Origin of the sequence: Acinetobacter suaedae (assembly GCF_008630915.1) — a bacterium.
Lineage (GTDB): Bacteria > Pseudomonadota > Gammaproteobacteria > Pseudomonadales > Moraxellaceae > Acinetobacter > Acinetobacter suaedae.
The window spans coordinates 494244-517213 of record NZ_CP043909.1; the positions used below are offsets into that span (position 1 = coordinate 494244).

The window sequence follows — 22970 nt, forward strand, 5'->3', positions numbered from 1 at the left end:
AACCAATTTTAAATTTTATGATAAGCATTTTGAGTTTACGATCATCGAAGAACAGTAAAAACAAGCGCAATGTTTTAACATGAGGTGTTGCATTGGCAAAATAGACTTTAGCCTATACAACTTTTTATAAATCAACGGAATTAATATTTTTCAGTATAGTTTGTAAATAAGAAATACTTTTGATTAATCTGTTGGTTTTCACTGTTTTTTTGTATGAAAATATATAAAAACACGATAAAGATCAAATGAATGAACTTTATCGTGTCTTGGTTTAACTAGATGAGTTTTAATTATTGACGGATTTGACCATCACCAAAGACGATCCATTTCTGAGAGGTTAATCCCTCAAGGCCGACAGGACCGCGGGCATGAATTTTATCGGTAGAAATACCGATCTCAGCACCTAGGCCATATTCAAAACCATCTGCAAAACGAGTTGATGCGTTGATCATTACAGAGCTTGAGTCAACACGCGCTAAGAACTCTCGCGCTAGACTAAAGTTTTCCGTAATGATGGCATCTGTATGATGAGAGCCATATTTGTTGATATGTTCGATTGCTTCATCCATGCCTGTAACCACTTTTACAGCAAGGATCGGCCCTAAATATTCGGTATACCAATCTTCTTCTGTGGCGGTTTTAACTGACACACCTAAGATACGTTGTGTCTCTGGACAGCCACGTAATTCAACCTGTTTCTCGGCGTATAATTCGGCAATATGCGGTAAAAACTCTTCTGCAATTGCCTCATCGACCAAAAGCGTTTCCATTGCATTACATACACCATAGCGATGGGTTTTTGCATTTAATGCAATTGGAAGTGCTTTTTGCAAATCTGCTTGGGCTTCAACAAACACATGACAGTTACCATCTAAATGCTTAATGACAGGAATACGTGCTTCTTGGCTAATGCGTTCGATCAGGCTTTTTCCGCCACGTGGTACAATCACATCAACATATTCAGTCATAGTAATCAGATGGCCGACTGCTGAACGGTCTGGCGTATCAATCACTTGTACGGCATGTTCTGGCAAACCTGAAATTTGCAAGCCATGTTGAATCGCGGTTGCAATCGCTTTATTTGATTCAATTGCTTCTGAACCCCCACGTAAAATAATGGCATTACCAGACTTTAAAGCCAAAGAAGCTGCCTCTAGTGTCACGTTGGGTCTAGATTCGTAGATCATGCCAATGACACCCAATGGAACACGCATTTTACCCAACTGAATACCTGATGGACGATAAGCGAGGTCGGTAATCTCTCCAATAGGGTCAATCAGGGCGATGACATCTTTTAACCCCTGAAGCATTCCTTTAAAACGTGCGGGCGTAAGCTCTAAGCGATCTAGCAAAGCAGTGTCTAATTGTTTTTGACGACCATTTTGCATATCAATTTGATTGGCTGCTAGAATTTGTGCTTGGTTATTTTCCAGCGCTGTATAAATCGCAGATAAAGCATGGTTTTTAAGATGAGTTGATGCACTCATTAAAACACGAGAAGCTTGGCGCGCTTGGATACCCACTTGTTGCATATAGTTTTCAATAGAATCTTGCATAGCATTTTAAGGATTGCCTGTACTGATAATGATAGTAACAGTCAAATGCAGAACAATGAATAGGTGGAACTGACAATTCAAAAAAATTAAAAATGTTAATTGACGCAAATTTTTTTATTTTAATGCGATAGGGATATTGAATATAAAGTTGAGATTACATATTTTGCAAAAGATTATTGGATTAAACAAGATAAGTGGTTAAGGAAACGATTGCGTATAAAACGTGCATTTGTATAGAATGAAAAAGTATAGGATATATGTAATACAAATTTTATAAATTTGTTAACCTGCAAGTATAAATCGCTAACAATGAGGTTCTTGCATCAAAAAAATAAACAAGGATGGAGGAAGGACATGAATTCCATTATCCAAATGGACTCGGATATAAATCACACCTACACAGGGTTTGGTTTTTTCGACATCTACAATAAAAACAGTTTTAAGCAACCAGCACGTACGACGTGGATAGATGGTTGGAAAATTGAATATATGGCGATTGCAGATCCTAAAACGATCTATAACACGCCGATTGTAATTGTCGGGGGCGCATTTCAAAATTTTAACTCTTATAAATATTGTGTTGAGCAACTTTTTGAGAGTGGTCCTGTTATTTTAATCGATTTACCATCCATGGGCGCAAATCAACAAATTCGTAATGTTGATACGGGGGAATCCGCTGGTATTTTAGAGTTACCAGATCTATCCAAAATGCTTGGTCAATGGCTCGACATCGTTGGAATTAATAAAGTTTCTATGATGGGAATGTCTTTGGGATCCGTCGTTGCTTCCTCATTTGCACATCAACGCCCAGAACTGATTGATCGTATGGTGTTGATGGGGGTGATGCAAAAGACGCGTAAAAGTTGGCGTATGCTACTCGAAGAGTCATTGCATCTTATGCGTGAGAATCGCATGGAGGAGTTTGGGCAAGCTGTTATCTTGTATTTGGTTAATCATGCCAAACTGGACAAAACACGTATGTCACCGACGGCAAAGCGTTTGTTTTTTAGACAGATGGCTGAGTTTAGTGCAACAGAGCGTGAACGTTACGAGATCAATTGCAATCGTTTGCTTCGTCTAAGTGATGTACCTGTACCGCAATGTAAAACATTGGTTGCAGCAGGGCAGTACGATAGTTTTACTTTACCTCATGAAAATGCGGACTTTGCACTTCAATGCCAAGATATGCAGTTTGCTTTGATTGCTAACGCAGATCATGTGCCACAATTACAACGCCGTAAAGAAACAATGAATTTGTTTACTTCATTCTTGAAAGGTGAATCCATCGATGACCTTGATGGCATTATTACCATGACACGTGAGGAAATGAAACAAATCGAACGTCGTGGTGAAGAACGTATTCCTGTCTTGCAACCAGAAACTAAACTAACACATCGTCATTTAGATACTGAAGTTTTGGTTAAAGTTGTTGATATCACTTTCTTTGGTGTGTATTTAAAACTTGATGATTTAGAGCAGCTTAATTTTGTTAGCCAACATCCGCGTGATTTAGCATTGCATTTGGTTGATGAAGAAGGCGAATTTAAAATTGAATGTTTAACTTTTGATGCAACAGCGCAAGGGTTACGTATTTTGTTTAAACATGGCAACTTTGACATAGCTGATCGTTTAACACGCTATATTCAACGTCAAAAACAGCAGTAACTTCATTTTTTTAGTAGATGAAAGGGAAGTAGGCGATTTATGACCACTTCTCTTTTTTATTGGGGTTATTACTTACTGGCTTGAATGGTCCAGACGAGATCGCCTAAATGCTGTTGCTTATTTTTCAGCGGCTTTTGCTCGAAGAATTGTTTAGGTTGTAAGACCGTAACGTGTTTAAAACCAGCTTCATGGAAAAATTGTTCAACTTCTGTTGGTGTTTGAAAATGAAAACTAAAGGCGCTACGGGACATCCATTTAAGCAAGCGGCTGCTGTTCCAAATAATTGTTGCAAGTTTGTTTTGCGTTGGCTCTGGATAAAGATCGGTAAGATAATGAAGTGCTGTAAAACCTTCACCGTAAGTTGCAATAGATTGGATCAATTGTTGTAATAATGGCTTATCAAAATAGTTAATTAAACCTTCACTAATAATCACTAGCGGGCGTTTAGAATCAAACACAGCAAAGGCAGCTGCAAATGCCTCTGTAAATAAGTCTACCGATAAAACCTCTTCGACATTTTCTTCGATCTGTTGTAATGCTGCTTGCTTTGTTGCTGCCATATCGGGGAGATCGAGTTCGCGATAATGAATGTTTGGATAATGTTGCCTAAACCACCATCCACGAGGTGATAAGCCGCAAGCAATTTCAAGTACTTGTAAGTCTGAATGTTGGTGGATAAGTTGCTCTAAATGGGCATCTAGCATGGTGTGGCGTTGCTTGAGGGTTGTTCGCATGCTGCCGCCGACATATTTTTCGGCCCAGCTTTCAATTGGATGCACTAGAGCGGCTAATGTCTTACCTTTTGCGGTTGCAAGAGCGGGATGCGAAATCCCCATCTGATACCAAATATACCCCGTATAGTGTGCAGTAAATGAAATATGGCGGTGTTTTGAAAGTTGTTGTGTCATCTGTCCTAGACTCTATTTTTCCATAAATTTATCTTTGATATTTTTTATGCCGTAATTTTCATAGCAGAGTCATGCTGTGTTCTCATCTTATTTTAGTTATCAGCCTTCGGCTCGACCTACTTTTCTTTCGGGAAAAGTAGGTAAAACCATCTGTCATCCGTAAAACCTGAGGTGCGAATAGCAAAGATTAATAATCTTTGTCGCACCGCAAGGCGAAAGCTATGCTTGAGTATAGACTACGCACTTCGCTTGTCTTGCACTAAGTCAAAGCTTTAGTCGCTTTGACTTGCTTAGGTTGCGGATGACCTTACCGAGTATCTAATTGTTGAGAAAATCTTATGCAATAAAGATTTATCAATGACTCTGTAAAGTTAGAACGAATTCTTAAATTCTTCAATGACTTTTCTGACGTTTTGCCAGTTTTCGTCGTCTAAAGTTAAGGTTGTACCCACCTGGATATTCGGGATTTTACCGCGCATACGTTCTAATCGTTGTTGATTCGGTAACGCCAATTCTTGGATTCCATCCAAAGCTGTGCAGGCGGCATTACGATCATTGCAAACTAAGCCCATATCACAACCTGCACTTAATGCCGCTTGAATACGTGCATCGGCACCACCAGCAACACATGCAGCTTGCATACTTAGATCATCAGAGAACAGTACGCCGTCAAATTTAAGCTCTTGACGTAGAATCGTTTGTAACCAAAAAGGAGAGAATCCAGCAGGGTTTGGATCGACTTGATCATAGATCACATGAGCAGGCATCAAAGCATCAAGTTGAGGCATGAGTTTGATAAAGCTTTGCATATCTTTGTCATAAATTTCTTGATATGAACGGCTATCAATGGCAGCGGCGACATGCGAATCTGCTTTTACCGAACCATGTCCGGGGAAGTGTTTGCCTGTGGTGGCCATACCTGCTTTTTTCATTCCGCGCATAAAAGCGTCGGCAAGAGGCACAATATCTTGCATATTTTTAGAGAAACCACGATCACCAATCACATCACTGACATCATTCAGATCTAAAACAGGTGCAAAGCTGAAATCAATACCAACAGCTAAAACTTCGGTTGCCATCAGCCAACCACATTGTTCTGCTAATTCAATCGCTTGTTGTGGGTTTTCCAAATAGTGTTCACCGAGTCTTCCCATTGCCGGTAATAAGGTAAAACCTTGTCTCAAGCGTTGTACCCGACCGCCTTCTTGGTCTACGGCAATCAGAATATCAGGGCGTACTTGGCGCATATGATCGGTTAGGGCGCGAACTTGTTGAGGTGATTCAATATTTCGTGCAAATAAAATCATGCCGCCGACTTGCGGGGCTTGTAATAGTTCAATATCTTCTTGAGTAAGTTCTGTGCCAGCAATATCTAGCATCAAAGCGCCAATCATATGTATTCCGTTTGAATTTTGATTAAAAAAATGATGAAAAAAACGATAGCAAAATTGTGCAATGATTTGCTACATTTTGTCAGTACAGATTATGATAAAACTACATGATATTGATGATAAATACTTATTGTGAGGTTATTTATAGCGCCTGATAAGTATGCAGGCTGATAAAGTGTCGGATGAAATATGTTCTTAATTGCTCTATCGGCGTGTAATAATTGCCATATCCAAGGAAGTACCCAAATTTTATGAAACTTCAAATGATAGCGTGTGCAGTTGCAATTGCGACTGGTGGTTTGTTTTTCTCTCATACAATTAATGAGGCATTTGCGGCAACAGAAGCATCTGCTGTCTCAACGGTGATTAAACCTACACAAGAACAAGCATTGGTTGCACGTCAGTTAGCAACATTGGTTGATCGCCAACACTACCTTAACATGCGCTTAGATGCATCGACTTCCAACCGTGTTTTGGATATGTATTTAGATAGTCTTGATCCTGATCATTCGCTTTTTTTGAGTGGTGAAGTTGAAGCGTATAAGAATAAATATGGTTCAAATTTTGGTAGTTCACTCAAAGCTGGGAATTTAACTGGACCATTTGAAATTCACGCACAGTATCGTGAGCGTTTGAAACAGTTTTATGAGTTTATGTTGGCTGAGTTGAAAAAGCCGCAAAATTTACATCAAAAAGATGTTTACTTGGATCTAAAGCGAGAGAAAGCTCCTTACTTCCAGACCACTGCTGAGCAACAAGCGCATTGGCGTAAAATGCTGGTATCTCAGTTAATTAACTTAACTATTAGTAAAGAAGAAGAGTTAGCCAAGCAAAAGGCATTAAAAGAAAATCCATCACTTGCAAATGGACAAGACCTTACAGGACCTGAAGATCTTACACCTGTTCAGACGCTGACCAAGCGTTATACGCGTCAGTTAGAGCGTATGGCACGTCTAAAAAGTGATGATGTCTTAGAAAAAACTTTAAATGCGATGTTGGCGACTTACGATCCACATAGTAATTATTATCCACCAATTGATGCAATGGAGTTAAATCGCCAAACGACTTTACGCTTAGAAGGGATTGGCGTTTCGATTCGCCCAGAGCGTGGCAATGAAGATTACACTCGGATTGAAACGATCGTCGAGGGTGGTCCTGCAAGTAAGTCTGGACAAGTTAAATCAGGTGATCGCATTATTGGCGTTGCGCAAGACGGCGAGAAAATGGTGGATGTCATCGGTTGGCCAAGCTCTGAAATCGTTGGCTTGATTCGAGGTAAGCGAGGAACCAAAGTGGTTGTACGTTTACTTGGACCTGGTGCTCCGATGAGTCAAGCACGTAATGTCACTTTAACCCGTGATGTTATTCAGGAAGAAGATGCAGGCGTTCGCTCACGTACCATAGAGATTACCCGTGATGGGAAGAAGCATACTTTTGGCGTGATCGAAATTCCATCCTTCTATTTTGATTATCGTTCACGCCGTGCTGGAGCTGAGTATCGCTCTGTTTCCGTTGATACGGCTAAAGCTTTAGAGGCACTGAAAGCGAAAAAGGTAGAAGGAATCTTGGTTGATTTGCGAAATGATCCAGGTGGTTCTTTAGAAGAAGTTGCACGAATGCTGGGACAAGTCATCAAATCTGGTCCTGTGGTTCAAATCCGGGATGGTAATGGTAATGTCAATGTATTTGAGGATACCGATGGTGGCGCACAAATTTATGCAGGGCCATTGGCTGTTCTTGTGAATTTAGCATCAGCATCGGCGAGTGAGATTTACTCTGCTGCAATTCAAGATTATGAGCGTGGTATCGTAATCGGTAGTACTACGACAGGGAAAGGGACTGCGCAAGTTCAGTTGGATTCGTTAGCTTATGGGCAAGCCACGCTAACACAGCGTAAATTCTATCGTATTACGGGTGGAAGTACCCAGAATAAGGGTGTAATTCCTGATATTAAACTTGTCGATATTTATAACGAGGAGTTTGGTGAACGTAAAGCGAAGAATGCGTTGAAGTGGGATACGATTCCAACAGCACCATTCAAACGTGAGGGTTCTGTTCAACCTTATGTTGCTAAATTATCTCAATTTTCTGCTGAGCGCGTTGCTTTGGATGAGCAGTTTAAATATCTAGAGGCGAGAAAGGCTATTGCACAGAAAACCTCTGATCAGAAGCAGGTCGTATTGGATATTAACCAACGCCGTGCAGAATTGATTGACTTAGAGAAACAGACTTTAGAAGCTGAAAACCAGAGACGTATAGCATCAGGTCAAAAACCGTATGCAAATTGGGAAAGTTATCAAGCCTCTATTGATGCTTTAATTGAAGCTCGCGCTAAAATGAAGGCACATCAACGTCCACCTTTGCCAGAAGAAGAGGCTTTTGTAACTGAAGCGGCAAATGTTCTTTTGGATTATGCAAAGTTACAAGCAAGATAATCTAAAAGTGTTATAGTGAAAAAGCCCTATCATGTCATAGGGCTTTTTGCTTTTTAATAGATTATTTTAATCGGATTTTAGTCTGCGCGAATCCAGATTTGGTTACGGCCCAATGCTGATACACCTAGATAGCCTCGTAAATGTAAGCGTTTGCCATTTGCACTTAGTTTAGCCCGCATGCTGTAAATTTTACCTGTATTGGGATCTAAAATTCGACCATTGGTATAGTTGAGACCTTCACTATACTTTAAATCTGTCACCACATCTAAGCCTAGAATTGGTTTATTGGTATATGGTGGTGGGCAATCAACACAGATTTCTTTTGGTGTATAACCTGTGCGGGGAGTAATCTTAACGATTTTCCCTGTATAGCTGCCATTCGATTCTTGGCGAATTTCAACTAACGCTTTTGGCGCCCCCGTCTTGTCATCAATACTTTGCCAGAGCCCCGTGATATCAACTGCAGAGGCAAAACTGCTGATTGTTGATAAGAATAAAACACTTATTAATTTTTTCCCCATGATCAAAAATCCATTTAATGTTCAAGTGTTCTATTATGGTTGATTTGTAATAACTAGTTCAATATTAATATGAGATTTGTGACAAAAATTAGGATAGAGATAAAATAAATGTAGGTAACCAAATGGCTGTAAATACACCATTCACCGCCATCCCAAATGCTGCATAACGTCCTGCAACTGGACCTCGTTGCCATGCTTGTGCTGTACCAATCGCATGGGCGGCAAGCCCCAATGCTAAACCTGAAGCACGTTCATCGTGAATATGTTTTAAGATCCAAGGTGAAAAAGCTGCTCCAATAACGCCAGATAAAATCACGATTAGGGTAACCATCATTAATGGTGCATGGAGTAAAGTTGCAATGTTTAAGGCAATTGGAGTAGTGACTGCTCGTGTAGCAAAAGCCATGATTGTAGGTTCAGACATATGTAGCAAATAGGCAAGGCTCATAGGTAGGGCTACAGCACTGATGCTGGCAAAGCCTAAAATTCCAATCATGGATTTGATTGGTAAATCATCATAACGCATTGCTGCCAAAGGAATTGCGAGGGCAACTGTGACATAACCAAGTAAATGATTAAATACCCCGTTCACATTATCCATATACTGTTCATATGGAACACCCAAGATTGCTAGTAATCCAATGACAATAAACATAGCAAATACAATTAGTGGAATTTGAGGCATTTTCTTATTAAGAGGCTTAGCAATCAAATAACTAACCAAGGTGATTACGAATCCGTAAATAACCATAAACATATACGAACTCCTATAACCAACGTTTCGCCATTTTGGCGTAAATCCATAATGGCAATAAAGTACTCAGGGTAAGAATAAATAAAAATACAGGAATTTCTTTACCTAAATGAACCAGCATGATTAATGAACCAGCGCAAATCGGTAGAAATGCAAAAGAGCTTTCTTTCATGATTTTATTGTTGGTATCAATTAGGCGATTAGAAATTTTGCGGAACCTTCTCCAAATTAATAAGATAGTGAGTAGGCTAATGAGCCCCACTAAATTTCCAAGTTCGGGATGGTTGAAAAAGGTTGTGATCGCGACAGCCCCCTCACGAAATACAACAATCAATAGAATTGTGTAAAACCAAGCTGTCCAATCAATTTCTTTCATGTTCTTTCTTACCCATGTTGATAGCGATGAAGATTGATACTGTTATTACACTTGAATTGGAGCCAAGGATTGCGTGACTCATTCTTGTTTAGATTCAAACTCTTCTAAAACTCGATGAAATAAGGATGCCTTTTCTCCAACAATTTCGTCTAATGGTAAGCGTGCTTGTTTAATCAGTTGTTCTAGCTTTTGAGGGGCGATGCATATAGATAAATGTAAGTCACCCTCATCATCATAATGTTCAGATTGAATAACGTTCAAAGTGTAAAGTTGTGTGCGTAGTTTACCGTAAGCAGGTTTGAGGACTAAATCAAATTGTTGTAACTGTCCCATCAGACATTGTTGTACTGCTTGACTGAGTAAATCCAATCCTTGTCCTGAATGTGCAGATAGATAAACGCGATCTGGAAGTTCAGGTGTTTTATAAATAATTTTAGCAGTATCACCGCTCAGGTCGATTTTATTGTAGACATGTAAAATAGGTGCATCAGCTCCTATTTCTTTTAAAACAGATTCCACTGCTTCAATTTGTTCAAGCATATTGGGGCTACTACTGTCGATAACATGCAATAGTAATGTCGCTTCTAGTGTCTCTTCTAAAGTTGCTTTAAAAGATTCAACTAAATCATGTTGTAGATTACGTACAAATCCTACAGTGTCTGCCAGTACAACTGTACCGATACCATCCCAATCAAGACGACGTAAGGTTGGGTCAAGTGTAGCAAAGAGTTGGTCAGCAGCGTAAACATCACTTTTTGCTAGAATATTAAATAATGTTGATTTTCCTGCATTGGTATAACCGACTAAAGAGATTGTTGGGATAGCCGCTTTTTGTCGTGCAGCACGACCTTGTAAACGGGTTTGTTGTACTTTAATGAGTTTGTCTTTGAGTTGGGTAATTCGGACCCGAATGAGTCGGCGATCTGTTTCGAGTTGTGATTCACCAGGGCCGCGTAGGCCAATCCCACCTTTTTGCTGTTCTAAGTTACCTGTAAAACCACGAATCAAGCGAGTAGATAAATGTTTAAGTTGAGCCAATTCAACTTGTAATTTACCTTCATGCGTGCGAGCTCGTAAAGCAAAAATGTCTAAAATCAAGCCAGTACGGTCGATGACTCGACATTTAAGGATTTTTTCCAAGTTGCGTTCTTGAGCAGGAGATAATGAATGATCAAAGATCACCAATTCTGCTTCAAACTCTTTGACGGCTTCTGCAATTTCATCAACTTTACCTGAGCCAATAAAAAATTTTGGATCTGGCTTATGGCGTTGAACTAAAATATGTTCTAAGACTTTGGCACCAGCAGATTGAGCGAGTAATCGGAATTCTTCAGCATCAAGATCATCAAGAAGCTGAACGGAAACACTGACCAAAATTGCTCGTTCACCACTTTGATGCTGTTCAAAATTTTCCACGCTGTTTATAAATCCTTGGTCTTAAAGTCTTATTCTAGAACAAACTGAAAGCAAAGGGCAGAGACTGTTGGGATTTATATAATATTGCTGCGTAAAAGCTCTATAAACCCTACCAATGTTCCGAAATATAAGATTGACCAACCAATAAACATTCTCAAGGCATATCCATATGAGATCGCCGTTTGAGGTGTAGATGCTGTTGCTTGAGGTTTCATCTGTTCACCTTTTAATTTGAAAATTCGATTTTTAAATTATATTTGATCTATAAAACCATTTAAAATTGAAAAATATTATGCTTACATTCGGTTTTTGTTATGACACAAACTTTTATAAGAGGATATGAGCGTGATATAACTTGATTAATTCAATGTATACATGTTCAGTGATTTACTGACCTGATGGTTTTAATGATTTTATGACTCAAGAAGTATCAACAGCAAGAAGTAATGCACCATTAAGTTTACTCTCCAAATTTAGTTTATATAGTCGAAAATTAGCAGCAGGCTTAGAGACCGTTGGTGAAGGTTTTTATTTGATCTATCGACATGGTTTGTATAAAGATCCAAATAATCCAATTAATACCCGATATGTCCAATATTTTTGTCGAAGATTGTGTGAGGTCTTTAACTTAGATGTACAAGTGCATGGCAGTATACCGAGAGAGCCTTCACTTTGGGTGAGTAATCATATTTCATGGTTAGATGTTGCGGTACTTGGTTCGGGAGCGAGAATTTTCTTTTTAGCCAAGGCTGAGGTTGAAAAGTGGCCGATACTTGGAAGTTTAGCTAAAGGCGGTGGAACCTTATTTATAAAACGAGGGTCAGGTGATTCACTGCGTATTCGAGAGCAAATTGCAGACTTTTTAAAACAAGATATTCCTGTTTTATTCTTTCCTGAAGCAACAACTACAGATGGTCGCAAGGTTAAAAAAGTGCATGGTCGCTTATTGGGTGCTGCGATAGAGGCTCAAAAACCCGTGCAAATTTGTGTTATTTGCTATGTTAATCAACATGGTGAGCTTGATATGGTGGCCCCATTTATTGGTACGATGACTTTTGTGGAGCATGTACAACGTGTATTAGAAATGCCAAGAGTTACAGCACATTTATTGACTTTGCCAGCAATCCCCGTTGAAGGTCATACCGTTGATAGTCTCACTAAAGAAGTAGATTTACAGATGCGAGAAGGTTTGAAGAAGCTGCACCGCAAAGTTCTAAAAGTATTGCCGGATGATGATCTTACATAAAACCTTCAATAGGAAGCCATGAGATCATTTTTATTCCGGCTCTTTGCCACCATTTCATTTTAGGTTCTTTTCTATAAATGATTGGACCTTGAGGTGTTTGACGCTGCCACGTAATTTTTTTATTTGCATCCAGAACTAATTTGTATGCAAACTTTGTTAGATTTTGATCCATGGTGGTATGTACTGCTTGAGCAAGCGGTGGACTATTGAGGAGAACTCCGATTTCAGTATTTAAATATGCTGAGCGTGGATCAAAATTAAAAGAGCCAATAAAAACTTGTTTTTCATCTAAAGCCATCAGTTTGGCATGTAGGCTAGAGCGGCTTAAACCCTTAAGACTCACTTTTGCTTTTTTTGCCAGTTCTTCAGTTCGTTTATCTAGGTCGCTTTTGTCTATTGCAGGTAAAAACTCATAGAGTTGCACTCCATTTTCGAGTAACTCTTGGCGATATTTACCATAAAATGCATGTACAACAGCGACGTCATTGGCTTTGAATGAGTTGGTAAGAACTCTGACTTCGATGCCATCCTGAGCCAAATCCGTTAAAATCTTGGTACCTTTCTTCTCTGGAACAAAATAAGCAGAGATTAAATCAATATTTTTCTCAGGTTGTTCAAGATGGTTAATGAGCTGAAAGTTTAAGTGTTCTTCTTTTTTTGCTTTAGCTTTGATTTTATCTGGAGAGTCTTTGACGACTTCTGCTTTGACCCAATCGAGTGAAATTTGTTGATTCATTAAACCATTGATGGTTTGGGAGTGATTGGTAATATCTAGGTAGTTCTGTACAGTCGCAAGTTGATAATGTTCATCTAATTGTTGTTTCAAACTAGCATAGCTAAGGCGATGTGATCGCTGCTTGACGATGTCTCTAACATCGTAGGCATATTCGTGATTCCAATAGTCATCAAAGGATGCGGCAATATCATTTACCGCTGTACCAAATAACATAACATCGACATCGGAAAACTGGAAATTTTCGCTGATGTTATAATATTGATTTGTCATATTACGTCCACCAATCAATGCAACTTGGTGATCTGCAATAAAACTTTTGTTATGCATGCGTCGATTGATGCGTTTTAAGTCGAGCACCATATCGATGGCACGATATTTACGAAAACGATAGGGGTTGAATAATTTGACTTCAATATTGGGGTGTTGGGCTAAAGCCAAGAAAATCCCTTCAGTTTTTTTTGCATTGTTATCATCGATTAATAATCTTACTTTCACCCCACGATCTGCTGCACGTATCAGTGCATGTAAAGCAAGTGCGCCAACTTTGTCATTATCCCAGATGTAATATTGTAGATCTAAGCTCTTTTCGGCCTTATCGATCAGGCTTAGACGTGCAGATAAGGCTTCTAATGGTTCAAATAAAACATGAAAACCTGTGAGTTCGGGATGTTGAGCTTGCAGAGGTTGGATAACTTGAGCTAGAGATGTTTCTGCATGCTCAACAGCAACACTTATTGATGGTGTTGGTGGTGTTTTATGTTGAGGTAAAGTGCTACATCCACTTATGGTCAATGCAATTGCACAAGAAAATGCAAGCATGTTTTTATTGTAAGTACTTGTACTTATCTTTGTATGTTTGCCATTTAAATGAGAAAATTGCGTCATAATCGTTACTGATTAAAGGATGGGTTGAGTATACCATTTCATCGAAAAAGATAAATATAAGATGCAACCTATGTCCCTGTGTAAATTGAAAGAGGGCTTTAATGTCGAATTCAGATCCTATAATTTTTGGTTTTTATCTTGTTTTTGCGATTTTAGCACTCTGGGCATTTATTGAGGCGTGGGTCCATCAATCACGTACAGAAACGATTCATCCATTTAAAGCTTTTGTACATTTACTTGCTTTTTATCTCTCTTATTTACTTGTACCTTTGTGGTTTTTTAGCCTATATGCAGGGTGGTCAGGATATTACAATATTCATCAAGCTATTTTTGTTTTTCTTTTGAGTAGCTTTTTAGTTTATGCACGTTTCATTGAACCACACCAAGTTCATGTCAAACAGCATCAATATCGTTTGAATCCTGCACGGGAATTTGTGCGTCCCATTAAAGTGGCATTGGTTGCAGATTTGCATGTTGGATTATTCTCAGGGCATGAGCGACAACTTAAAAGTATTGTTAAAAAGTTAAATCAGCAGCAACCTGATTTGGTTGTCGTTGCTGGGGATTGGACCTATGAACCAGAAAATCGACTTATTTATGAACTTGAGGTCCTAAAGAAAATTAAGGCTCCTGTTTATTCTGTTCCTGGAAATCATGATGAACAATATCCAGGACCACCTATTCAAGGGCTTTTAAGTGAAGCACTGGCGCAAAACGATGTGATAGATATCGAAGGTAAAATTGTTGATTTTGACGAATTTCGTCTTATTGGTATTGGTGATCTGTGGGCTGGTAAAGCCAATATGCGCTTTTTGCCTGATCTGCCCCAAGATAAACCCTGGTTAATTTTATCTCATAACCCTGATACTGTTGATATGGTGCCCGAATTACCTATGCGTCCATTGATGCTGTCTGGACATACGCATGGCGGTCAAATTGAGCTACCTTGGGTAACCAACTATATTATGAAAAAGGTTTCAATTTTAGGACATAAAAAAGGTTTTTATTCGCATGAGCATGCTGATGTCTTTGTAACAGTCGGGACAGGGATGGTTGGGGTGCCTTTTCGATTTAGAGTGCCACCCACTATCGATATTATCGAACTCATCTAAAAATAAAAAGCCAACTGACTATGAGTTGGCTTTTTGGGGAAAGAGTGATCTAGAAATTAAGGGATAATGATCACGGCTACACGACGATTGCTCGCTCGGTTTTCCTCAGAAGTATTAGGTAGATATGGTTGGCTTGAGCCACGACCAATGACTGTTAAATTATTCTGTTTAAAGCCCTGATTGAGAAAAATCATAGAAACGCTTTGAGCACGTTCTTCAGAAAGCTTTTGATTGTATTCTGGATTGCCGACATCATCGGTATGTCCTACAATTTTGAGTTTTTGTAAATCATATTTATTGAGTTGCTTGGCAAGACGAGCAATCTCATTTGCATGCTCTTGTTTGATATCTGATTTATTAAAATCAAAGAGTAAGCGTTCAGGGAGACCTAAACTCCAACCTTCGTCAGTTAAAACAAAGCCTTCTTGTTTTAGCATTTTCACCTGACGGTATTTCAATGGACCAAAACTCAAACATCCAGCCAATGTTAGGCAGAGTAACGCAATAAATGAAATTTTAAGTGTGTGCGCGCGCATAACATATCCTAAATTTCTGGTTTATAAAGAAACCAATGAGGGTTTAAATTTTTAGCTTTATACATGGCTTGGTCTGCTTGCATGACCAAATCTTCTGGGTTTTCAGCAAATTGGGATAAGGCTATTCCTAGGCTAAAACTGAACTGAATAGATTGGCCATTAAAATCTAATGGTGCTTTGCAACTCTCAAGTATCACATTTGCAATTGGTTCGAGATGATCGGCATGATGAATTGCATGGAGAATGATTGCAAATTCATCCCCACCTAAACGTGCAATAAAATCTTCATGGCGAACAGACTGCTTTAAGCGGGATGCCATTTCAGTTAAAACAGCATCTCCAGCTAAATGTCCATATTGATCATTAATCGCTTTAAACTTGTTATTATCTAGAAATAATAATGCAGAATTGTGCCTATACTGAGGATTTTCAAAAATATTGTTCAGCTCTTCATAGAAGTAATGACGGTTAGGCAGACCTGTCAACTGATCGTGATGGGCTTGAAATGATAATTGATGATTTTCTTTTTGAAGATGAGTATGCCAAATCTGGATTTCTTCAAGTAGTTCATTAAAGACCGTGTTTAAATTTTGGAATTCACGGATACGATTATTGGGGAACCGCAAATTATATGCTTTTTGATCACTCACTAGCTGTGCAATATGAGTAAGTGGCTTTATCGCTTGCATGATTTGACGGTAAGTTAGATTGATTGACCATAATAGTGCAATCACGATAAAAAACATTGAAATTGCTAGACCAATAATAATGGTTTTAAGAAAATGCAAAATATTTTCAGAGCTACCGTAGAGTACTAATTCACCAACCTGTTTTTTATTATGAATAACGGTTAACTGAACGGGATCGTGTAAAAACCAATTATCGAGTAGATCTTGCAAAAAAGAGGTGTGTTCAATAGTTTTGCTGCTTTCAGCGAGTAGCTGTTTCTGAGCGTTATATACATGAATACTACGAATCGCATGGCTTGTCGTGTAATCTGAAAGAATTTGATCAATTGTTCCTTTATCTTTAAAAACAACAGCAGGTTGAATTCTTTCCAGAACCGTTTGGCTTAATAATTGAAGATTCTGTTTTGCATAAGTTTCCATGGTGAACATTGAAATCGTAGCAAAAGTAAATGAGCAAATAACAAAAGTAATCGCAAAGATTGTAAATTGAGACTTACGGAAGAGAGCATGTAATGAAGTTGACTGATATAAACTTGAAATCACGTTGATCACTCCGTATTTTTAGCTAAGAGTAGAACACGTGGATCAATATGAACTTTGGAAGCACTTAAAGCATCCAAATTCACTTTGAAGGAAGAAAAGGTCTGACGACTATATAAACAAAAAATACTTCCAATCTCGCATGCAGGGTTATTTGTACTTAAAGAAAGCAACGAACGAGAAGGATGGGCCTGAATAAGACTCTGTTGTTGTTGAGGTGTTGCTGTAGAAAAATATACAACATGGCAATCTGTTTTTACAAAATCTTTTGTACTTATAGCTTGTACTTGGTAATCGTATGAAAGTTGGCGGATATTTGTTTGAAATTGGGATGCTGCTTCATTGTTATCTAAAACGCAAATTGTGGGGCGTGTGGTATTGGGCCATTTAGTATAGCTTAATATAGATAATGTTAATTCATAAAAGCTATGGCTCGAAATGGCATAGCTAAACGGGCTTATAGAAATCAATCCTATTAGCCATAAATATTGAGTTATCCTAAAAATATACCGTCTTTTCAATCAAAAATGCCAAAAAATGTGAAGCAAGAAACATATTCTACTTTACTTAATTGTTTAAAAATAGCTCTTAAAGACAAAGAAAAAGCATTAAAAGTAACTGTTGCGTTCAAAAAACGTTCACTTAGGAATAAAAAGAAAGAAAAGGGGTTGTGTTGTTATGTGAATGCTGTAGAATGCACATCCATCGGCGGTGATGCGGATAAAAACTTGTTGATAAACAAGGATTTGGCTTGAAGTGGTTAGATTCTTGGTGTGGTTGATAAGTTGATAAAATATCTAAATTACCAGTTGACTTTAAAGAAATTTAGAGTAATATAGCCGACCTAGCTTGATGATGACGAATCATCGAGAAGATCATTAAGAGAATAGAAGAACAACTTGTGTGGATTTTTACTGGTTGATCGATCGAATATATTTTCATTGATTAATTGGTTTAAATTTCTCGAAGTTTATTTGAGCGAATATTAAGTCAGTAATTGATGAGCCAGAATTGGCACCTTGTCTTAACTAAGGTGCAAATGATTTTAACTGAAGAGTTTGATCATGGCTCAGATTGAACGCTGGCGGCAGGCTTAACACATGCAAGTCGAGCGGGGGAAGGTGCTTCGGTACTGGACCTAGCGGCGGACGGGTGAGTAATGCTTAGGAATCTGCCTATTAGTGGGGGACAACATTCCGAAAGGAATGCTAATACCGCATACGTCCTACGGGAGAAAGCAGGGGATCTTCGGACCTTGCGCTAATAGATGAGCCTAAGTCGGATTAGCTAGTTGGTGGGGTAAAGGCCTACCAAGGCGACGATCTGTAGCGGGTCTGAGAGGATGATCCGCCACACTGGGACTGAGACACGGCCCAGACTCCTACGGGAGGCAGCAGTGGGGAATATTGGACAATGGGGGGAACCCTGATCCAGCCATGCCGCGTGTGTGAAGAAGGCCTTATGGTTGTAAAGCACTTTAAGCGAGGAGGAGGCTTACCAAGCTAATATCTTGGATAAGTGGACGTTACTCGCAGAATAAGCACCGGCTAACTCTGTGCCAGCAGCCGCGGTAATACAGAGGGTGCGAGCGTTAATCGGATTTACTGGGCGTAAAGCGTGCGTAGGCGGCCATTTAAGTCAAATGTGAAATCCCCGAGCTTAACTTGGGAATTGCATTCGATACTGGATGGCTAGAGTATGGGAGAGGATGGTAGAATTCCAGGTGTAGCGGTGAAATGCGTAGAGATCTGGAGGAATACCGATGGCGAAGGCAGCCATCTGGCCTAATACTGACGCTGAGGTACGAAAGCATGGGGAGCAAACAGGATTAGATACCCTGGTAGTCCATGCCGTAAACGATGTCTACTAGCCGTTGGGGCCTTTGAGGCTTTAGTGGCGCAGCTAACGCGATAAGTAGACCGCCTGGGGAGTACGGTCGCAAGACTAAAACTCAAATGAATTGACGGGGGCCCGCACAAGCGGTGGAGCATGTGGTTTAATTCGATGCAACGCGAAGAACCTTACCTGGCCTTGACATACTAGAAACTTTCCAGAGATGGATTGGTGCCTTCGGGAATCTAGATACAGGTGCTGCATGGCTGTCGTCAGCTCGTGTCGTGAGATGTTGGGTTAAGTCCCGCAACGAGCGCAACCCTTTTCCTTACTTGCCAGCATTTCGGATGGGAACTTTAAGGATACTGCCAGTGACAAACTGGAGGAAGGCGGGGACGACGTCAAGTCATCATGGCCCTTACGGCCAGGGCTACACACGTGCTACAATGGTCGGTACAAAGGGTTGCTACCTAGCGATAGGATGCTAATCTCAAAAAGCCGATCGTAGTCCGGATTGGAGTCTGCAACTCGACTCCATGAAGTCGGAATCGCTAGTAATCGCGGATCAGAATGCCGCGGTGAATACGTTCCCGGGCCTTGTACACACCGCCCGTCACACCATGGGAGTTTGTTGCACCAGAAGTAGCTAGCCTAACTGCAAAGAGGGCGGTTACCACGGTGTGGCCGATGACTGGGGTGAAGTCGTAACAAGGTAGCCGTAGGGGAACCTGCGGCTGGATCACCTCCTTAACGAAAGATTGGTGACTGGTAAGAATCCACAACAAGTTGTTCTTCGAAGATGTATCTGAGGGTCTGTAGCTCAGTTGGTTAGAGCACACGCTTGATAAGCGTGGGGTCACAAGTTCAAGTCTTGTCAGACCCACCACTACTGACGAAGTGATGAATAATCACAAGCTGCTAGATAAAAAGATATATCGTTCATGATGATTGTAAGCTGGGGACTTAGCTTAGTTGGTAGAGCGCCTGCTTTGCACGCAGGAGGTCAGGAGTTCGACTCTCCTAGTCTCCACCACGTACTTTACGAAGTACGAGCTAAAGATTACAGAACTTAGTAAGTTAAACGCTTATTAACTTCTGTGATTTATCACAGTTTACTGCAAGCTGACGAGGCTGTAGTTAATCATTAACAGATTAGTAGAATTGAGTCTGAAATAAATTGTTCACTCAATTCATTCGAAAGAATGAAATTGAGAACTAGCAAAAACACTGAATCAAGCGTTTTGGTATATGAATTTAGATTGAAGCTGTATGGTGATTAAGTTCACAGACAACAAACCAGTAGCAATTAAGTTTGCAACGATAACACTCACTTGTATGTGTTAACGACTGTTTGGGGTTGTATAGTCAAGTAATTAAGTGCATGTGGTGGATGCCTTGGCAGTCAGAGGCGATGAAAGACGTGATAGCCTGCGAAAAGCTCCGGGGAGGCGGCAAATATCCTTTGATCCGGAGATATCTGAATGGGGGAACCCACCCGCTAAAAGGCGGGTATCAATAACTGAATACATAGGTTATTGAAGCGAACGAGGGGAAGTGAAACATCTCAGTACCCTTAGGAAAAGAAATCAATTGAGATTCCCTTAGTAGCGGCGAGCGAACGGGGATCAGCCCATTAAGTTGTGTGTGTTCTAGTGGAACGCTCTGGGAAGTGCGAACGTAGAGGGTGATATTCCCGTACACGAAAGGGCACACACAATGATGACGAGTAGGGCGAGGCACGTGAAACCTTGTCTGAATATGGGGGGACCATCCTCCAAGGCTAAATACTCCTGACTGACCGATAGTGAACCAGTACCGTGAGGGAAAGGCGAAAAGAACCCCTGTGAGGGGAGTGAAATAGATCCTGAAACCGCATGCATACAAGCAGTGGGAGCACCTTCGTGGTGTGACTGCGTACCTTTTGTATAATGGGTCAGCGACTTATATTCAGTAGCGAGGTTAACCGCATAGGGGAGCCGTAGAGAAATCGAGTCTTAATAGGGCGTATAGTTGCTGGGTATAGACCCGAAACCAGGCGATCTATCCATGAGCAGGTTGAAGGTTGGGTAACACTAACTGGAGGACCGAACCCACTGTCGTTGAAAAGCCAGGGGATGACTTGTGGATAGGGGTGAAAGGCTAATCAAGCCTGGTGATAGCTGGTTCTCCCCGAAAGCTATTTAGGTAGCGCCTCGGACGAATACCATTGGGGGTAGAGCACTGTTTCGGCTAGGGGGTCATCCCGACTTACCAAACCGATGCAAACTCCGAATACCGATGAGTACTATCCGGGAGACAGACTGCGGGTGCTAACGTCCGTAGTCAAGAGGAAAACAATCCAGACCGCCAGCTAAGGCCCCAAAATCATAGTTAAGTGGGAAACGATGTGGGAAGGCATAGACAGCTAGGAGGTTGGCTTAGAAGCAGCCACCCTTTAAAGAAAGCGTAATAGCTCACTAGTCGAGTCGGCCTGCGCGGAAGATGTAACGGGGCTAAAACTATGTGCCGAAGCTGCGGATTTGACTTTTAGTCAAGTGGTAGGGGAGCGTTCTGTAAGCCGATGAAGGTGTATTGAGAAGTATGCTGGAGGTATCAGAAGTGCGAATGCTGACGTGAGTAACGACAAAACGGGTGAAAAACCCGTTCGCTGAAAGACCAAGGGTTCCAGTCCAACGTTAATCGGGGCTGGGTGAGTCGACCCCTAAGGCGAGGCCGAGAGGCGTAGTCGATGGGAAATTGGTTAATATTCCAATACTTCTGTGTAATGCGATGAGAGGACGGAGAAGGTTAAGTCAGCCTGGCGTTGGTTGTCCAGGTGGAAGGTTGTAGGCATGTATCTTAGGCAAATCCGGGGTACTCTATGCTGAGAACTGATAGCAAGCTGTACTTGTACAGTGAAGTGGCTGATACCATGCTTCCAGGAAAAGTCTCTAAGCTTCAGTTACACAGGAATCGTACCCGAAACCGACACAGGTGGTCAGGTCGAGTAGACCAAAGCGCTTGAGAGAACTCTGCTGAAGGAACTAGGCAAAATGGTACCGTAACTTCGGGAGAAGGTACGCTGCTGACGGTGATGGGACTTGCTCCCTGAGCTATTGGCAGCCACAGAAACCAGGCCGCTGCAACTGTTTATTAAAAACATAGCACTCTGCAAACACGAAAGTGGACGTATAGGGTGTGATGCCTGCCCGGTGCTGGAAGGTTAATTGATGGGGTTAGCGTAAGCGAAGCTCTTGATCGAAGCCCCAGTAAACGGCGGCCGTAACTATAACGGTCCTAAGGTAGCGAAATTCCTTGTCGGGTAAGTTCCGACCTGCACGAATGGCATAATGATGGCGGCGCTGTCTCCAGCAGAGGCTCAGTGAAATCGAAATCGCTGTGAAGATGCAGTGTACCCGCGGCTAGACGGAAAGACCCCGTGAACCTTTACTGCAGCTTGACATTGAACTTTGACCTTACTTGTGTAGGATAGGTGGGAGGCTTTGAAGTTGGAACGCTAGTTCCAATGGAGCCGTCCTTGAAATACCACCCTGGTAATGTTGAGGTTCTAACTCTGTCCCGTAATCCGGGACGAGGACCATGTCTGGTGGGTAGTTTGACTGGGGCGGTCTCCTCCTAAAGAGTAACGGAGGAGTACGAAGGTGCGCTCAGCGTGGTCGGAAATCACGCGTAGAGTATAAAGGCAAAAGCGCGCTTAACTGCGAGACCCACAAGTCGAGCAGGTACGAAAGTAGGTCTTAGTGATCCGGTGGTTCTGTATGGAAGGGCCATCGCTCAACGGATAAAAGGTACTCTGGGGATAACAGGCTGATACCGCCCAAGAGTTCATATCGACGGCGGTGTTTGGCACCTCGATGTCGGCTCATCTCATCCTGGGGCTGAAGCAGGTCCCAAGGGTATGGCTGTTCGCCATTTAAAGAGGTACGCGAGCTGGGTTTAGAACGTCGTGAGACAGTTCGGTCCCTATCTACCGTGGGCGCTGGAAATTTGAGAGGATCTGCTCCTAGTACGAGAGGACCAGAGTGGACGAACCTCTGGTGTACCGGTTGTGACGCCAGTCGCATCGCCGGGTAGCTATGTTCGGAAGGGATAACCGCTGAAAGCATCTAAGCGGGAAGCCTACCTCAAGATAAGATTTCCCTAGGAATTTATTCCTCTAAAGAGCCGTTCGAGACTAGGACGTTGATAGGTTGGGTGTGGAAGCACGGTGACGTGTGAAGCTGACCAATACTAATTGCTCGTGAGGCTTGACTATACAACACCCAAACAGTTGTTGTATTCAAGATAAATTCAATACATAACTTGATTTAGTGTTAAAACTAGTTACAATACAGACTCATGAGCGAGGATAAGCAAAGATTAATAATCTTT

At 41.0% G+C, this 22970-nt stretch carries 16 protein-coding genes, 2 tRNA genes and 2 rRNA genes; 9 read left to right on the plus strand and 11 right to left on the minus strand.

Features of this window, described 5'->3' with window-relative positions; genetic code table 11:
• Positions 1-290 precede the first annotated feature (290 nt).
• Positions 291-1556, minus strand: coding sequence for a glutamate-5-semialdehyde dehydrogenase (locus tag F2A31_RS02375; protein WP_150025002.1), 1266 nt, complete (start codon positions 1554-1556; stop codon positions 291-293).
• A 354-nt stretch (positions 1557-1910) separates the two neighbouring features.
• Here F2A31_RS02375 and F2A31_RS02380 point away from each other — a divergent pair, with 354 nt between their 5' ends.
• Positions 1911-3221, plus strand: coding sequence for an alpha/beta fold hydrolase (locus tag F2A31_RS02380; RefSeq protein WP_150025003.1), 1311 nt, complete (start codon positions 1911-1913; stop codon positions 3219-3221).
• A 68-nt stretch (positions 3222-3289) separates the two neighbouring features.
• Here F2A31_RS02380 and F2A31_RS02385 read toward each other — a convergent pair whose 3' ends face one another.
• Together F2A31_RS02385 and nagZ are read right to left on the minus strand one after the other, a co-directional pair.
• On the minus strand, positions 3290-4129 hold the full coding sequence (locus F2A31_RS02385; protein ID WP_150025004.1) for a class I SAM-dependent methyltransferase: 840 nt from the start codon (positions 4127-4129) through the stop codon (positions 3290-3292).
• A gap of 371 nt (positions 4130-4500) precedes the next feature.
• Complete coding sequence (gene nagZ / locus F2A31_RS02390) at positions 4501-5523, minus strand: beta-N-acetylhexosaminidase (RefSeq protein WP_150025005.1); 1023 nt, start codon at positions 5521-5523, stop codon at positions 4501-4503.
• A 248-nt stretch (positions 5524-5771) separates the two neighbouring features.
• On the opposite strand from nagZ, the gene F2A31_RS02395 reads away from it, so the two are divergent.
• A complete protein-coding gene (locus F2A31_RS02395; RefSeq protein ID WP_150025006.1) occupies positions 5772-7955 on the plus strand; it encodes a carboxy terminal-processing peptidase in 2184 nt (727 codons plus the stop codon).
• Between the two features lie 77 nt (positions 7956-8032).
• Here the strand turns inward: F2A31_RS02395 and F2A31_RS02400 are convergent, their stop codons facing one another.
• The 4 genes from F2A31_RS02400 to hflX all read right to left on the minus strand — a co-directional run bounded on the left by F2A31_RS02400 (position 8033) and on the right by hflX (position 11022).
• Complete coding sequence (locus F2A31_RS02400) at positions 8033-8476, minus strand: DUF2147 domain-containing protein (protein WP_150025007.1); 444 nt, start codon at positions 8474-8476, stop codon at positions 8033-8035.
• Positions 8477-8564: 88 nt separating this feature from the next.
• On the minus strand, positions 8565-9233 hold the full coding sequence (locus tag F2A31_RS02405; RefSeq protein ID WP_150025008.1) for an LrgB family protein: 669 nt from the start codon (positions 9231-9233) through the stop codon (positions 8565-8567).
• Between the two features lie 10 nt (positions 9234-9243).
• Positions 9244-9606, minus strand: coding sequence for a hypothetical protein (locus F2A31_RS02410; RefSeq protein ID WP_150025009.1), 363 nt, complete (start codon positions 9604-9606; stop codon positions 9244-9246).
• Positions 9607-9684: 78 nt separating this feature from the next.
• Complete coding sequence (gene hflX, locus F2A31_RS02415; RefSeq protein ID WP_150025010.1) at positions 9685-11022, minus strand: ribosome rescue GTPase HflX; 1338 nt, start codon at positions 11020-11022, stop codon at positions 9685-9687.
• 415 nt (positions 11023-11437) lie between these two features.
• Between hflX and F2A31_RS02420 the strand changes: the two genes are divergently transcribed.
• Positions 11438-12268 (plus strand): lysophospholipid acyltransferase family protein, encoded by an 831-nt coding sequence (locus tag F2A31_RS02420; protein WP_150025011.1) that lies wholly within the window; start codon positions 11438-11440, stop codon positions 12266-12268.
• On the opposite strand, the gene F2A31_RS02425 is transcribed toward F2A31_RS02420, so the two are convergent.
• Positions 12261-13823 carry a phospholipase D family protein gene (locus tag F2A31_RS02425; protein WP_407643274.1) on the minus strand — a complete coding sequence of 521 codons (1563 nt, stop codon included), beginning with the start codon at positions 13821-13823 and terminating at the stop codon, positions 12261-12263. The two genes, F2A31_RS02420 and F2A31_RS02425, sit on opposite strands and share 8 nt — an antisense overlap.
• Positions 13824-13990: 167 nt before the next feature.
• Between F2A31_RS02425 and F2A31_RS02430 the strand changes: the two genes are divergently transcribed.
• On the plus strand, positions 13991-15001 hold the full coding sequence (locus tag F2A31_RS02430; protein WP_150025013.1) for a metallophosphoesterase: 1011 nt from the start codon (positions 13991-13993) through the stop codon (positions 14999-15001).
• A gap of 56 nt (positions 15002-15057) precedes the next feature.
• Here the strand turns inward: F2A31_RS02430 and F2A31_RS02435 are convergent, their stop codons facing one another.
• Genes F2A31_RS02435 through F2A31_RS02445 form a run of 3 tightly spaced genes read right to left on the minus strand, consistent with a single transcriptional unit; the run spans position 15058 to position 17236 of the window.
• Positions 15058-15537, minus strand: coding sequence for an OmpA family protein (locus F2A31_RS02435; protein WP_150025014.1), 480 nt, complete (start codon positions 15535-15537; stop codon positions 15058-15060).
• Positions 15538-15545: 8 nt separating this feature from the next.
• On the minus strand, positions 15546-16769 hold the full coding sequence (locus F2A31_RS02440) for a diguanylate cyclase domain-containing protein (protein ID WP_150025015.1): 1224 nt from the start codon (positions 16767-16769) through the stop codon (positions 15546-15548).
• Between the two features lie 5 nt (positions 16770-16774).
• Positions 16775-17236, minus strand: a complete 462-nt coding sequence (locus tag F2A31_RS02445; protein WP_150025016.1) for a YfiR family protein — start codon at positions 17234-17236, stop codon at positions 16775-16777.
• A gap of 57 nt (positions 17237-17293) precedes the next feature.
• Between F2A31_RS02445 and F2A31_RS02450 the strand changes: the two genes are divergently transcribed.
• The 5 genes from F2A31_RS02450 to F2A31_RS02470 all read left to right on the plus strand — a co-directional run bounded on the left by F2A31_RS02450 (position 17294) and on the right by F2A31_RS02470 (position 22854).
• Positions 17294-17521, plus strand: coding sequence for a hypothetical protein (locus tag F2A31_RS02450; RefSeq protein ID WP_215899267.1), 228 nt, complete (start codon positions 17294-17296; stop codon positions 17519-17521).
• A gap of 291 nt (positions 17522-17812) precedes the next feature.
• Positions 17813-19349: ribosomal RNA gene (locus F2A31_RS02455) — 16S ribosomal RNA — on the plus strand.
• A 59-nt stretch (positions 19350-19408) separates the two neighbouring features.
• Positions 19409-19485 (plus strand) — tRNA-Ile (locus F2A31_RS02460).
• 71 nt (positions 19486-19556) lie between these two features.
• Positions 19557-19632, plus strand: a tRNA-Ala gene (locus tag F2A31_RS02465).
• A gap of 330 nt (positions 19633-19962) precedes the next feature.
• A 23S ribosomal RNA gene (locus F2A31_RS02470) occupies positions 19963-22854 on the plus strand.
• The 16S and 23S rRNA genes sit together here with 2 tRNA genes alongside, the layout of an rRNA operon.
• Positions 22855-22970: the final 116 nt, after the last annotated feature.